A 13,622-nucleotide genomic window follows, 5' to 3' on the forward strand; every position below is an offset into this window, starting at 1 on the left:
GCGCCCGGCGCGAAGTGTGGTGTGCCCACCGGCGGTCCTCCCGTTCGTGCGGCGTCACCGCCGCGTCCGGAGGCCCCATGCCGGCGTCTGGAGAGCACTCCGGGGCAAGCGTCGCCGAAACGTTCCCGCGGATCCACGCGCGCCGCGGCCGTCAGCCGGCCGACGGCAGCTCCAGCAGCCGTTCGATGACGGCGGCCACGCCGTCCTCCTCGTTGGCGAAGGTGTGGTGAGTGGTCGAGGCCAGCACCGCCGGGTGGGCGTTGGCCATGGCGTACGAGGTGCCGGCCCAGGACAGCATCTCCAGGTCGTTGGGCATGTCGCCGAAGGCGACGACCTCCTCGGCCGCCACGCCGCGCTGCGCACAGCACCGGGCCAGGGTGCTGGCCTTGCTGACGCCGGGGCCGCTGACCTCCAGCAGCGCGCTCGGGCTGGAGCGGGTGAACTCCGCGTGGTGGCCCGCGACAGTGAGGGCCATGCCCAGGAAATCGTCCGGAACCAGCGAGGTGTGGTGGGCGAGGAGCTTGAGCACGGGCTCGTCGGCGAACTCGGCGTCGTCCGTCAGCAGCTTCTCGACCGGTGCGATCAGCGCGCCGGGATCGAGGTGGAACTGCGGGTACCGCGGCTCGTAGTGGATGCCGCCGGTCCGCTCGACGGCGAAGCTCACGTCGGGGGCGGCCGTGCGCAACTCCTCCACCACGGTCCGGGCGGTGTCGTGCGGAAGCTCTCTGACCTGCACGATCCGCCGGCCCCGGTGCAGGTCGACGACGGCCGCGCCGTTGGCGCAGATCGCCAGGCCGTGGCCGTGCACATGGTCGCTGACCACGCCCATCCAGCGCGCCGGCCGGCCGGTGACGAAGAAGACCTCGATCCCGGCCTCCTCGGCGGCGGCGAGTGCCGCGACCGTGCGGTCGGAGACGGACTTGTCGTCGCGCAGCAGTGTGCCGTCCAGATCGGTGGCGATGAGGCGCGGGCGTGTCGTCGAGGGCGCGGAAGCATGGGTCACGCTCCCCATGGTCCCGCATATGCCCGCACAGTCGTGCGTGGAGGTGCCCGAACGAGCCAGGGGGCGAACGCGCCGGGACTGGATGGACACGTACGGTCGGAAGGAGCCCCCGGGGACCTCCGGCACGCCGCCCGCCGGAAGTCCCCGATGTCCCCGGGCAGGGCCGCCCGGACGTTTTGCCGGTGCCCGCGGCAGCCGATAGCCTCACCGAAATGGCAGGGTCACGTGGAGAGCGGATGCCGTCGGCTCGGCGGATCACCTCGCGCAACGCTCGCTTCCAGCAGTGGCAGGCGTTGCTCGGCAACCGCAACAAGCGCACGCGCGCCGGCGAGTTCCTGGTGCTGGGAGTCCGCCCGATCTCGCTCGCGGTGGAGCACGGCTGGCCCGTGCGCACGCTTCTCCACGACGGACGGCGGGAGCTGTCGAAGTGGGCGCGGGAACTCCTGCGCACGGTGCGGGCGGAACAGATCGCGATGGCCCCGGACCTGATGATGGAGCTGGGCGAGAAGAACGAGGCCCCGCCCGAGGTCATCGCCGTCGTGGAGATGCCCGCAGACGACCTCGGCCGGATCCCGGTCCGGGAGGACTTCCTGGGCGTGCTGTTCGACCGGCCGGCCGGCCCGGGGAACATCGGCAGCATCATCCGCTCGGCGGACGCCCTGGGCGCCCACGGTCTGATCGTGGCGGGGCACGCCGCCGACGTCTACGATCCGAAGTCGGTCCGGTCGAGTACCGGTTCGCTGTTCTCCCTGCCCGCCGTACGGGTGCCGTCACCGGGTGAGGTGATGGACTGGGTGGAGGCCCACCGGGCCGGCGGGACGCCGATCGTCCTGGTCGGTACGGACGAGCACGGCGACCGCGACGTGTTCGACTTCGACTTCACCCAGCCGACACTGCTGCTGGTCGGCAACGAGACGGCCGGGCTCAGCAGCACCTGGCGCACGTTGTGCGACCACACGGTCAGCATCCCGATGACCGGTTCCGCGAGCTCACTGAACGCGGCGAACGCCGCGACCGCGGTCCTCTACGAAGCCGCCCGGCAGCGGATCGGCGGAGGGACCCCGGCGACCCCCTGAGAGGAACCGGGAGGACCCCGCCGCGGCCGGCCCGCCGTTCAGGGGCCGGCGTCCAGTACGTCGGCCGCCCGGACCAGTACGACCGACCGTGTCCCGATCTTCAACCGCTCCAGGGGCCGTACCGGAGCCACCGGGATCCTCCGGCCGCGGTCGCCGACGGCGATCACCGCGTGCGGGGGCAGCACCGACGCGAGCGAACGCAGCATGCCCGCCACCGGCCGCTCGGGCACCCTCCCCTCCCAGTGCGTCCGCTCGCCATACGGCAGATCGGTCAGCACGACATCGGGCGCGGACCCGGCGACGACGCCGGACAGCGAACGCGGATCGAAGACATCCGCGGTGCCGATGGTGAACGGCAGCGCGGCGCCGTCCGCCGACAGGCGGTCCCGCAGCCGGCGGGCGGCCTCCGCGGCCTTCAGGTACGAGGGCTTCGCGAAACGCCCGCTCTGCTCGCGCCGCTCGGCCTCGCGCGCGGTCAGCCCTTCCGGCGAGAGCAGGGCGAGGTTCTTGGCCGCGAGTTCCAGCGGGGCGGGATCCACGTCGGAGGCGATCACCTGCCGCAGCGAACGGCGGTGCAGCAGCCCCAGCACCGTCAGGAGGTAACCGCTGCCGCAGCACGGATCCCACAGCGTCACCGGACCGTCGCCCGGGAGCCTGGCCCGGGCCCTCTGGAAGACCTCGGTCGCCAGGCGGACGGGGAAGGCGGGGTAACCCGGTGCGGAGTGGAGCACGACGCCGCAGGCGAGATCGGAACCGTCGGTCCGCTCGACGGCGTGGCGGTACGGGCTCACCTGTCCACTCCCCGGGAGATCGGGCCGCATCCGCCGCGGCCCTGGGGCGATCATAGTGCCGCGACCCGTGGCCCGGCGGAGCCCGTTCCGCCGCCGGACCCCGGCCGCCGCCGCGTGGTCCGGGCCGCCGCAGTCCCCTCCACCCGGGCGGCACCCGGCGCCCCCGTTGCCCGCGATCACCGGGCTAGGGTTGTGGGTATGCGTCTGAGCACCGTGATCCTTCCCGTCGACCGCTGGCACGAGGGAGGCCGCGCGAAGTGGCAGCGCGCGGAGGATCTCGGCTTCCACACCGCGTACACCTACGACCACCTGTCCTGGCGGGAGCCCTTCCGCGAAGGTCCCTGGTTCGGCACCGTCCCGACCCTGACCGCCGCCGCGTCCGCCACCCGGCATATGCGTCTGGGCACCCTCGTCACTTCGCCCAACTTCCGGCACCCGGTGCCGTACGCCAAGGAACTGATCTCCCTCGACGACATATCCGGCGGCCGTTTCACGCTCGGCGTCGGTGCGGGCGGCTCCGGTTCCGACGCCACCGTGCTCGGCCGGGACCCGTGGACGCCGCGCGAGCGGGCCGACCGGTTCGCGGAGTTCGTCGCGCTCCTGGACCGACTGCTCACCGAGGACGCGGTGTCGTACGAGGGTGGCTTCTACTCGGCGCACGAGGCGCGCAACGTCCCCGGGTGCGCGCAGCGGCCCCGGCTGCCCTTCGCCGTCGCCGCCACCGGGCCGCGCGGGCTGCGCCTCGCGGCACGGTACGGGCAGGCGTGGGTGACCACGGGCGACCCCGGGCCGCACGGGAGCGGCACTCCCGAGCAGTCGGTCCGAGCCGTCCGCGGACAGGTCGAGAGGCTCGCCGGTGCCTGCGCCGAGATCGGCCGGGACGTGGCCGGGATCGACAAGGTGCTGCTCACGGGGTTCACCCCGGAACGCGCCCGCCCGCTGGAATCCCTCGATGCGTTCGTGGACTTCGCCGGGCGCTACCTGGAGCTGGGCTTCACCGAGCTGGTGGTCCACTGGCCGGTCCCGGGCTCCGGCTTCGCCGCGGACGAGAAGGTCTTCGAGCAGATCGCCGTGGAGGCGGGGACGCAGCTGCGGTGAAACCCGGCCGGGCCGGGGCCGGCGGGCCGCCCAGCTCGGCGACGCGCGGCTCCACGCCGTCCGCTCCGGACACGCGCCGCTCCCGCGCGCCTTCGAGACCGCTCGTTCCCGCTTCCATGGATGCCTCTCCTCCCACCACGCCCGGCACTTTCGGACCCCGGGTAGCCGGTCTCCGCCCCGTGACACCGGAACCGGGCCGGACCGCCCCCCCCCGGAGGACCCCTAAGGGCATGTACACCTCCAGCAGGAGGAACAATCACGCCCCCGGAGTGAGGTGCCCGCAGGCGTACGGCACTACGGTCGGGGGCGTGACTGTGATCGCGACCGAAAGCCTCAGCAAGCGGTACCCCAGGGTGACCGCGCTCGACCGGCTCACCATGCAGATCGAACCCGGGGTGACCGGACTGGTGGGCGCCAACGGTGCGGGTAAGTCCACCCTGATCAAGATCCTCCTGGGACTGGCCCCGGCCAGCGAGGGCACCGCCTCCGTACTCGGCCTGGACGTGTCCACCGAGGGCGGCGCCATCCGTGAGCGCGTCGGGTACATGCCCGAGCACGACTGCCTGCCGCCCGACGTGTCGGCGACCGAGTTCGTCGTCCACATGGCGCGGATGTCCGGCCTGCCCACCTCCGCCGCCCGCGAGCGCACCGCCGACACCCTGCGCCACGTCGGCCTGTACGAGGAGCGATACCGCTCCATGGGCGGCTACTCGACGGGCATGAAGCAGCGGGTCAAGCTGGCCCAGGCGCTCGTCCACGATCCGCGGCTGGTGCTGCTGGACGAGCCCACCAACGGCCTCGACCCGGTCGGCCGTGACGACATGCTCGGCCTGATCCGCCGCGTCCACACCGACTTCGGCATCTCGGTGCTGGTCACCTCGCATCTGCTGGGCGAGCTGGAGCGCACCTGCGACCACGTCGTCGTCATCGACGGCGGGAAGCTGCTGCGCTCCTCCTCCACCGCCAGCTTCACCCAGGAGACGACCACCCTGGCTGTCGAGGTCACCGACACCGACGCCCATCCCGACGGCACCGCCGCCCTGCGCACCACCCTGGCCGGGGCCGGGCTCCTGGTCGCGGCCCCCGGCGCGGACGGCGAGGGCCTGCCGGGCGCCGGGCACGTACTGCTGGTCGAGGCGGGCTCCGAGGCCGTCCACGACACCGTCCGCGACGCGGTCGCGGAACTGGGCCTGGGCCTGGTCCGCATGGAGCAGCGCAGGCACCGCATCGCCGAGGTCTTCCAGACACCCGGCACCACCGCGGGCACCACCACCGGCACCACCGGGCCGGCCGCGGAACAGGCCGCCGAGAACAGCACGCAGAAGGGAGGCAGCACCGATGCGGCCTGACACGGGCAACCACCCCGAGACCCGTCCCGGAGCCGCCGTCCCCGCCCAGCGCGGCGAGGACGCCAGCATCCACAACATCGGCTACCGCCACTACGACGGCCCCCGCCTGGGCCGCTCCTACGCCCGGTGGTCGCTGCTGGTCCAGTCCCTGCGCGGCGCGTACGGCCTGGGCCGTTCGGCGAAGTCCAAGGTTCTGCCGTTCCTCCTGCTGGCCGTGATGGTCCTGCCCGCGGGCGCGATGGTCGCGATCACCATCACCACCGGTCTCGACGAGCTGCCGATGCGGTACAGCGAGTACGTGCTGGTGATGCAGCCGGTCATCGGCCTCTACATCGCCGCCCAGGCCCCGCAGTCGGTCTCCCTGGACCTGCGGTTCCGCACCGTGCCGCTGTACTTCTCCCGCCCGATCGAGCGCGCCGACTACGTGGGGGCCAAATACGCGGCCATGACCGCGGCGCTGTTCCTGTTCACCTCCCTGCCGCTGGTGGTGCTGTACGCGGGCGGGCTGCTGGCGAAGCTCGGCTTCGCCGACCAGAGCACGCAGTTCCTCCAGGGGCTCGGCTCCACCGCGGTGTTCTCCGTGCTGCACGCGGGCGTCGGCCTGCTGGTCGCGGCCCTCACCCCGCGCAGGGGCTTCGGCGTCGCCGCGGTCATCGCGGTGCTCACCATCCCCTACTTCGCGGTCAACACCGTCCAGGCGGTCGCGGAGTTCCAGGGAGGCAACGCCACCGCCGTCACCTGGCTCGGCCTGGCCTCCCCCGGCTCGCTCGTCGACGGCATCCAGTCGGCGTTCCTCGGCGGCACCTCCGGCTTCCCCGGCTTCCACGAGCCCGGTACCGCCGTGGGGGCCGTCTACGTCCTGGTCGCCCTCGCCCTGATCGCCGGCTGCTGGGCGGCGCTGATGGCCCGCTACCGCAAGGCGGGCCTGTGAGGGCCGGGGCGCGGGCGCTCAGGGCCCGGACGACCCGGACGGCGGCGGTCCGGACGGCGAAGCATCGGACGAGGAACGAGAAGGCGGCCTGACCCATGACCACCATCCGCATCGACCACGTGTCCCGCTGGTTCGGCAACGTGGTCGCCGTCAACGACGTGACCATGGACATCGGCCCGGGCGTCACCGGACTGCTCGGCCCCAACGGCGCGGGCAAGTCCACCCTGATCAACATGATGGGCGGCTTCCTGGCACCCTCCACCGGGTCCGTCACCCTCGACGGCGCGGTGATCTGGCGCGACGAGCAGGTCTACCGTGAGATCGGCGTCGTCCCCGAGCGCGAGGCGATGTACGACTTCCTCACCGGCCGCGAGTTCGTGCTGGCCAACGCCGAGCTGCACGGTCTGCCCGATCCGGACGAGGCCGCGCGGCGGGCCCTGGCCACCGTGGAGATGGAGTACGCCCAGGACCGGAAGGTCTCCACCTACAGCAAGGGCATGCGGCAGCGCGTGAAGATGGCCTCCGCGCTCGTCCACGACCCGTCCGTGCTGCTGCTGGACGAGCCGTTCAACGGCATGGACCCGCGCCAGCGCATGCAGCTGATGGAACTGCTGCGGCGGATGGGCGCCGAGGGCCGCACGGTGCTGTTCTCCTCCCACATCCTGGAGGAGGTCGAGCAGCTCGCTTCCCACATCGAGGTGATCGTCGCGGGACGTCACGCGGCCTCCGGCGACTTCCGGCGCATCCGCCGGCTGATGACCGACCGCCCCCACCGCTACCTGGTGCGCTCCAGCGACGACCGCGCGCTGGCCGCCGCCCTGATCGCCGACCCCAGCACGGCGGGCATCGAACTCGACTGGTCCGAACGCGCCCTGCGCGTCCAGGCGATCGACTTCACGCGCTTCACCGAGCAGCTTCCGCGCATCGCCCGCGAGCACGGGATCCGGCTCCTCACGGTCTCGCCCTCGGACGAGTCCCTGGAGAGCGTCTTCTCCTACCTCGTCACGGCCTGAGAGCGACCGGGCCGCCGAGACCCCGAGACCGCCTGAGAACCAAGGAGCCACACACCGATGTACGACCCCACGGTCGCCCGGCTCACCTACCGGGCCCTGCTCGGCCGACGCCGGGCGCTGATCCTGTTCGTCCTGCCCGCCGTACTGATCATGATCTCCGTCGCGGTCCGCCTGCTGGTCGGAGCCGACGACGCCGTCGCCGACCAGGTGCTCGGCGGTTTCGCGCTGGCCACCATGGTGCCGCTGATCGGCGTGGTCGCCGGGACCGGCGCGATCGGCCCGGAGATCGACGACGGCTCGATCGTCTACCTGCTGGCCAAGCCGCTGAAGCGGCCGACGATCATCCTCACCAAGCTGACCGTCGCCGTCGGCGTCACCATGGTGTTCTCCGCCGTCCCCATGCTGATCGCCGGGTTCGTCCTCAACGGCAACAGCCGGCAGATCGCCGTCGCCTACGCCGTCGCGGCGGTCGCCGCGTCCGTCGCCTACAGCGCGCTCTTCCTGCTGCTGGGCACGGTCAGCCGGCAGGCCGTCGTCCTCGGCCTGGTCTATGCCCTGATCTGGGAGGCGCTCATCGGCAGCCTCGTCCCCGGCGCCCGGACCCTCAGCGTCCAGCAGTGGGCGCTGGCCCTGGCCGAGAAGACCGCGCCGGGCACGGGCATCGCCTCCGACGTCGGACTGCCGGTCGCCGCGGTGCTGCTGGCGGTGGTGACCGTCGCCGGCACCTGGTACGCCGGGCAGAAGCTGCGCACCCTCACCCTCGCCGGCGAGGAGTGAGCCGCCCGGCACCTTCCGCCGCCGGGCGCCCGTGGGCCCCGCCGCTCCGTGGAGGAGCGGCGGGGCCCACGCATGACCGGAACCCGGTCGGCGCGGGCCGGGCGGGGCCGGGGCGTTGGCGGTGCCGGCGTCGACGGTGGCCTCGTACGCTGGAGACATGGGCACGACACGGTGGCTGGACGACGAAGAGCAGCGGACCTGGCGGGCGTTCCTGGCCGCCACCCAGCGCGTACGCGAGGAACTGGACCGGCAGTTGCAGCGTGACGCCGGGATGCCGCTGGCGTACTACCAGATCCTGGCCATGCTCTCCGAGGCGCCCGAGCGCACCCTCACCATGAGCCGGCTCGCCCGGACCACGCGCTCCTCGGCCAGCAGGCTCTCCCACGCCGTCACCCGGCTGGAGGCCAAGGGGTGGGTCAGGCGGTGCCAGCACCCCGGCGACCACCGCACCACGCTGGCCACCCTGACCGACGAGGGGCTGACCGAGCTGGAGGCCATCGCGCCCGGCCATGTGGAGCAGGTCCGGCTCTCCCTGTTCGACCACCTCACACCCGAGCGGACCCGGCAGCTCCAGGAGGTCTGCCGGGCGGTGCTGGAGGGCACCAGCGAGGTCCCGGTGCCGGACTGAGCCGGTGCCCGACTGACCGGGGACGCCCGCTCATCGGTCGCCCGCTTACCGCTTCCACGGACCGGCGAGCAGTCGCTCCAGGACGACCGCGATGCCGTCCGCGTCGTTGGAGGCGGTCACCTCGTCGGCCACAGCCAGCAGTTCCGGATGGGCGTCGGCCATGGCGACGCCGTGGGCGGCCCAGGCGAACATGGGGATGTCGTTGGGCATGTCGCCGAAGGCGATCGTGGTGGTGGCCGAGCGGCCCAGCCGACGCGCGGCGATCGACAGCCCGCGGGCCTTGGACAGCCCCAGCGGCAGCAGTTCGACGATGCCCTCGCCCGCCATCACCACGCTCACCAGGTCGCCCGCGATCCGCCGGGCGGTGTCGGCCAGCGCGTCGTCGTCCAGTCCGGGGTGCTGGATGTAGATCTTGTTCAGCGGTCTGGCCCACAGCTCGTCCGGGTTGGTCCCGGTGACCGCGGGCAGCTCCTCGCCGATCGGCCGGTAGCCCGGCCCGAGCAGCACCTCGCCGTCCAGTCCGTCCCGCGAGACGGCCACGGCCAGCGGCCCGGTCTCCGTCTCGATCTTCTCCAGCGCCAGCCGGGCCTGCTGCCGGTCGAGCGTGACGGAGGTCAGCAGCCGGTGCTCGCCCGCGTGGTAGACCTGCGCGCCCTGCCCGCAGACGGCCAGGCCGTCGTAGCCCAGCTCGTCCAGGATGTGCCGGGTCCAGGGCACGGCGCGGCCGGTCACCACGATGTGCGCGGCGCCCGCCGCCGTGGCGGCGGCGAGCGCGTCGCGGGTGCGGACCGAGACGGTGTCGTCGCTGCGCAGCAGCGTGCCGTCGAGGTCGGTGGCGACCAGCCGGAAGGGGAAGCCCGGTACTGCGGTGCTCATCTGGACACGGGCTCCAGCACCTCGCGCCCGCCCAGGTAGGGGCGCAGGATCTCGGGGACGCGGACCGAACCGTCGGCCTGCTGGTGGTTCTCCAGCAGGGCCACGATGGTGCGGGGCACCGCGCACAGCGTGCCGTTGAGGGTGGCCAGCGGGCGCACCTTCTTGTCCTGGCGCATCCGGATGGACAGCCGGCGGGCCTGGAACTGGTCGCAGTTCGACGCGGAGGTCAGCTCGCGGTACTTGCCCTGGGTGGGGATCCACGCCTCGCAGTCGAACTTCCGCGAGGCGGAGGCGCCCAGGTCGCCGGTGGCCACGTCGATCACCCGGAACGGCAGCTCCAGGCCGGTCAGCCACTGCTTCTCCCACTCCAGCAGCCGCTTGTGCTCGGCCTCGGACTCGTCAGGGGTCACGTAGGAGAACATCTCCACCTTGTCGAACTGGTGGACGCGGAAGATGCCGCGGGTGTCCTTGCCGTACGAGCCCGCCTCGCGGCGGAAGCAGGGGGAGAAGCCCGCGTAGCGCAGCGGGAGCTTGTCCGCGTCGACGATCTCGTCCATGTGGTATCCGGCGAGCGGTACCTCGGAGGTGCCGACGAGGTAGTAGTCGTCCTTCTCCAGGTGGTAGACGTTCTCGGCGGCCTGACCGAGGAAGCCGGTGCCCTCCATGGCGCGAGGCTTGACCAGCGCGGGGGTGAGCATCGGGACGAAGCCCGCCTCGGTGGCCTGCGCGATCGCGGCGTTGACCAGGGCCAGCTCCAGCAGGGCGCCGACGCCGGTGAGGTAGTAGAAACGCGAGCCGGAGACCTTGGCACCGCGCTCGACGTCGATCGCGCCGAGCGCCTGGCCGAGTTCCAGGTGGTCCCTCGGCTCGAAGCCCTCGGCGGTGAAGTCGCGCGGGGCGCCGTGCGACTCGCGGACGGTGAAGTCGTCCTCGCCGCCGACGGGGACCTCGGGGTGGACGAGGTTGCCGAGCTGGAGGAGGAGCCGCTGCGTCTCGGCGTCGGCCTCGTCGCGCTCGGCGTCGGCGGCCTTGACCGCGGCGGACAGCTCGCCCGCCCGCCGCAGCAGCTCGGCCTTCTCCTCGCCGGCGGCCTTCGGGATCAGCTTGCCGAGCTGCTTCTGCTCGGCGCGCAGTTCGTCGAAACGGACGCCGGACGACCTGCGCCGCTCGTCGGCGGAGAGCAGGGCGTCGACGAGGCCGACATCCTCTCCACGGGCGCGCTGGGAGGCACGCACACGGTCGGGGTCCTCACGGAGCAGGCGAAGGTCAATCACTCCGTCAGGGTACCGGGGCGTGCGGCTCGCTCGAACCGATATGGCGGTACGTGGTGTTATGCGGCTTTTGTCTTTCGTGTCGAAAAGGGGAAGGAGGCCGTCAAGGCAATTGCGGGTGTCACCGTGAGGAGGGGGTTGGGAGTGAGGAGGTGGACGGCGAGGCACCGGCCCCGGAAAACCGCGGAGGGTGCGGGCCGGACCGCGGGTGAGGGTATGCGCGGCGGGGTGGCGGGGGCCTCGCCCGGACCCGTTGGGGAGGGCCGGGGACGGTCCCCGGCCGTGCGGGGCGGCGATTGTTGTCCACTGTTATCCACAGAGCCCTGAGAGGTGCCGCCGAGTTTTCCACAGGGGGCATGGAAGTCCTGTGGAAGATGGGGGAAGTGCGGGTACGGGATTCGCGCTCGCCCATCGATTCCCCTCCCCCGCATCTTCTACACACCTTTTCGAGTGGAAATACCACCCTCCCGAGTGTCGATCAATCGAATTGATCCGATGCGGAAGTTCTGGGGGGATGTGAAGAGAGAATTGGCATTTCAGGTAATTTGCCCGAAATGACCGTTTGGTCGTTTCGTGTTGTACACAGGACGACCACCGAACCTGTGGATAACTTTGCGGAGCGCCCCGCACTCCCGGCGTACCTTCGGGCGCCCCTCGGGCATGCCCCTCGAACGCGCTCCTCAGGCACGGCCGTCGACGCAGCGCGCCAGCCAGTCCGCCGCCTCCGCGAACTCCTCGTCCGTCGTCCCCCGCCGCAGGGGCGTGGTCTGCGAGGGCTCCACGCCCGCCCGCGGGTACGACCCCAGGAAGCGCACCTTCGGGCAGATCCGCCGCAGTCCCATCAGCGCCTCACCCACCCGCCGGTCGGAGATGTGCCCCTCGGCGTCCACCGAGAAGCAGTACCGGCCGATCCCCTCGCCGGTCGGCCGCGACTCGATCCGCACCAGGTTCACGCCCCGCACCGCGAACTCCTGGAGCAGCTCCAGCAGCGCGCCCGGGTGGTCGTCGCCGAGCCACAGCACCAGCGAGGTCTTGTCCGCGCCCGTCCGCGCCGCGGGCCGCCCCGGCCGGCCCGCCAGCACGAAGCGGGTCTCCGCGTTCTCCGCGTCGTGGATACCGGTCACCAGCGGCGCCAGGCCGTACGTCGCCGCCGCGAACTCGCCCGCGAACGCCGCGTCGTACCGGCCCTCCTGGACCAGCCGGGCGCCGTCCGCGTTGGAGGCCGCCGACTCCCACCGGGCCTCGGGCAGATGCTCCGCCAGCCAGCGGCGCACCTGCGGCTGGGCGACCGGATGCCCGGTCACCGTCTTGACCGCCTCCAGCGCGGTGCCCGGACGCACCAGCAGCGCGAAGGCGATCGGCAGCAGCACCTCGCGGTAGATCATCAGCGGCCTGCCGGTGGCCAGCTCGTCCAGGGTCGCGGTGACCCCGCCCTCCACCGAGTTCTCGATCGGCACCAGGGAGCCGCCCGCCTCCCCGTTGCGCACGGCGTCCAGCGCGGCGGGCACCGACACCACCGGCACCAGCTCGCGCGTGGCCGCCTCCGGGAGGGTGCGCAGCGCGGCCTCGGTGAAGGTGCCCTCGGGGCCCAGGTAGGTGTAGCGACTCGCGGGTGACATGCCGTCCACATTAGTCCGGCCGGGGGACGGACAGCCCCCGCTCTCAGCCCTCGAGCAGGCGCTGGCCGACGTACTCGCCCCCGCGCGCGCCGCCCGGCACCGCGAACAGCGCACTCGCCTCGTGCCGGATGAAGCGGGACAGGGCGTCTCCCCGGTCGAGCTTGCGCTGCACGGGCACGAAGCCCCGCGCCGGGTCCGCCTGCCAGGCGACGAACAGCAGCCCGGCGTCCGGCGACCCGTCGTCGCGGAAGCCGTCGTGGTAGGAGAAGGAGCGCCGCAGCATCGCCGCGCCGCCGTTGGACGCGGGTGCCGTCACCCGTACGTGGGCGTCGGCGGCGATGGCCGGACGGCCGTCCGCGTCACGCTTCTCCAGGTCCACCGGGGTGGTCTCGGAGCCGCCCGACAGCGGGGCGCCGTCGGACTTGCGGCGGCCCATCACCCTCTCCTGCCCGTCGAGCGGGAGGCGCTCCCAGTCGTCCAGCAGCATCCGGATCCGCCGCACCACCGCGTACGAGCCGCCCGCCATCCACTCCGGGTCGCCGCCGGAGGGCACGAAGACGCGCTGTTCGAAATCCTCGTCCGTCTCCACGGGGTTGTTGGTGCCGTCGATCTGGCCCATCAGGTTGCGGGCGGTGCGGGGGGTGGCGGTGGCGCCCGGGGACCGGTTGAAGCCGTTCATCTGCCAGCGCACCCGGGCGGTGCCGTCCGCCTCGCGCTGGAGGGCGCGCAGCGCGTGGAAGGCGACCAGGGCATCGTCGGCGGCGATCTGCACCCAAAGATCGCCGCCGGAGCGCTTCGCGTCCAGCTCGTCGGCCGAGAAGGGGGGCAGCGGGGCGAGGGCGGACGGGCGGCGCGCGGCCAGGCCCGTACGGTCGAAGAAGGTGCGGCCGAAGCCGAAGGTGACGGTGAGGGAGGAGGGTCCGGCGTCCAGGGCGATGCCGGTGTCGTGCAGCCGGGCGGCGGGCGCCTCGCCCGCCATCAGCGCCTCGGCCGTCCGTGTCCAGCGGCGCAGCAGCGCGGCGGCCTCCTTCCGCCCGGCACCCGGCGCCAGGTCGAGGGCCAGGAGGTGCCCGTGCGCCTGCGCGGGCTCGGTGATGCCCGGCTGGTGGTCGCCGCGGAAGGGGACACGGCTGCTGCCGACCGTGGACAGGGCGGTGGGCGGCTCGGTGGCGGCGGCCGCGCCCAGCGCC

General features: G+C 72.6%; 13 protein-coding genes. 7 read left to right on the forward strand and 6 right to left on the reverse strand.

What is annotated here, in order from left to right:
• Positions 1-151: 151 nt before the first annotated feature.
• On the reverse strand, positions 152-1,012 hold the full coding sequence (locus LJ221_RS10340) for a Cof-type HAD-IIB family hydrolase (RefSeq protein WP_374228419.1): 861 nt from the start codon (positions 1,010-1,012) through the stop codon (positions 152-154).
• Between the two features lie 227 nt (positions 1,013-1,239).
• Between LJ221_RS10340 and LJ221_RS10345 the strand changes: the two genes are divergently transcribed.
• A complete protein-coding gene (locus tag LJ221_RS10345; protein WP_241715617.1) occupies positions 1,240-2,079 on the forward strand; it encodes an RNA methyltransferase in 840 nt (279 codons plus the stop codon).
• Positions 2,080-2,117: 38 nt separating this feature from the next.
• Here LJ221_RS10345 and LJ221_RS10350 read toward each other — a convergent pair whose 3' ends face one another.
• Positions 2,118-2,870 (reverse strand): rRNA methyltransferase, encoded by a 753-nt coding sequence (locus LJ221_RS10350; RefSeq protein ID WP_241715595.1) that lies wholly within the window; start codon positions 2,868-2,870, stop codon positions 2,118-2,120.
• A 192-nt stretch (positions 2,871-3,062) separates the two neighbouring features.
• Between LJ221_RS10350 and LJ221_RS10355 the strand changes: the two genes are divergently transcribed.
• From LJ221_RS10355 to LJ221_RS10380, 6 genes are all read left to right on the forward strand, one after another.
• Positions 3,063-3,968 (forward strand): LLM class flavin-dependent oxidoreductase, encoded by a 906-nt coding sequence (locus tag LJ221_RS10355; RefSeq protein ID WP_241715597.1) that lies wholly within the window; start codon positions 3,063-3,065, stop codon positions 3,966-3,968.
• A gap of 314 nt (positions 3,969-4,282) precedes the next feature.
• Positions 4,283-5,317 (forward strand): ABC transporter ATP-binding protein, encoded by a 1,035-nt coding sequence (locus LJ221_RS10360; RefSeq protein ID WP_241715619.1) that lies wholly within the window; start codon positions 4,283-4,285, stop codon positions 5,315-5,317.
• Positions 5,307-6,248: an ABC transporter permease gene (locus LJ221_RS10365; RefSeq protein ID WP_241715599.1), complete on the forward strand. Its 942-nt coding sequence runs from the start codon at positions 5,307-5,309 to the stop codon at positions 6,246-6,248. The genes LJ221_RS10360 and LJ221_RS10365 overlap by 11 nt, the downstream gene beginning before the upstream one ends.
• 95 nt (positions 6,249-6,343) lie before the next feature.
• Complete coding sequence (locus LJ221_RS10370) at positions 6,344-7,261, forward strand: ABC transporter ATP-binding protein (RefSeq protein ID WP_241715601.1); 918 nt, start codon at positions 6,344-6,346, stop codon at positions 7,259-7,261.
• A gap of 57 nt (positions 7,262-7,318) precedes the next feature.
• Positions 7,319-8,038 (forward strand): ABC transporter permease subunit, encoded by a 720-nt coding sequence (locus LJ221_RS10375; protein ID WP_241715603.1) that lies wholly within the window; start codon positions 7,319-7,321, stop codon positions 8,036-8,038.
• A gap of 157 nt (positions 8,039-8,195) precedes the next feature.
• The gene (locus LJ221_RS10380; protein WP_241715605.1) at positions 8,196-8,666 is read left to right on the forward strand and encodes a MarR family winged helix-turn-helix transcriptional regulator; all 471 of its coding nucleotides are present in this window, start codon (positions 8,196-8,198) and stop codon (positions 8,664-8,666) included.
• 45 nt (positions 8,667-8,711) lie between these two features.
• Here LJ221_RS10380 and LJ221_RS10385 read toward each other — a convergent pair whose 3' ends face one another.
• The 4 genes from LJ221_RS10385 to efeB form a co-directional block, all read right to left on the reverse strand.
• Positions 8,712-9,542, reverse strand: a complete 831-nt coding sequence (locus LJ221_RS10385; protein ID WP_241715607.1) for an HAD family hydrolase — start codon at positions 9,540-9,542, stop codon at positions 8,712-8,714.
• The gene (serS, locus tag LJ221_RS10390) at positions 9,539-10,816 is read right to left on the reverse strand and encodes a serine--tRNA ligase (protein WP_241715609.1); all 1,278 of its coding nucleotides are present in this window, start codon (positions 10,814-10,816) and stop codon (positions 9,539-9,541) included. The genes LJ221_RS10385 and serS overlap by 4 nt, the downstream gene beginning before the upstream one ends.
• A 677-nt stretch (positions 10,817-11,493) precedes the next feature.
• Entirely contained in the window at positions 11,494-12,432 is a 939-nt protein-coding gene (gene pheA / locus LJ221_RS10395) for a prephenate dehydratase (RefSeq protein ID WP_241715611.1), read from the reverse strand.
• A 43-nt stretch (positions 12,433-12,475) separates the two neighbouring features.
• The coding region (efeB, locus tag LJ221_RS10400; RefSeq protein ID WP_241715613.1) for an iron uptake transporter deferrochelatase/peroxidase subunit at positions 12,476-13,622 on the reverse strand (1,147 nt) is incomplete at its 5' end.

It is taken from the genome of Streptomyces sp. CNQ085 (assembly GCF_022614595.1).
In the GTDB taxonomy this organism is placed as follows: Bacteria; Actinomycetota; Actinomycetes; order Streptomycetales; family Streptomycetaceae; genus Streptomyces.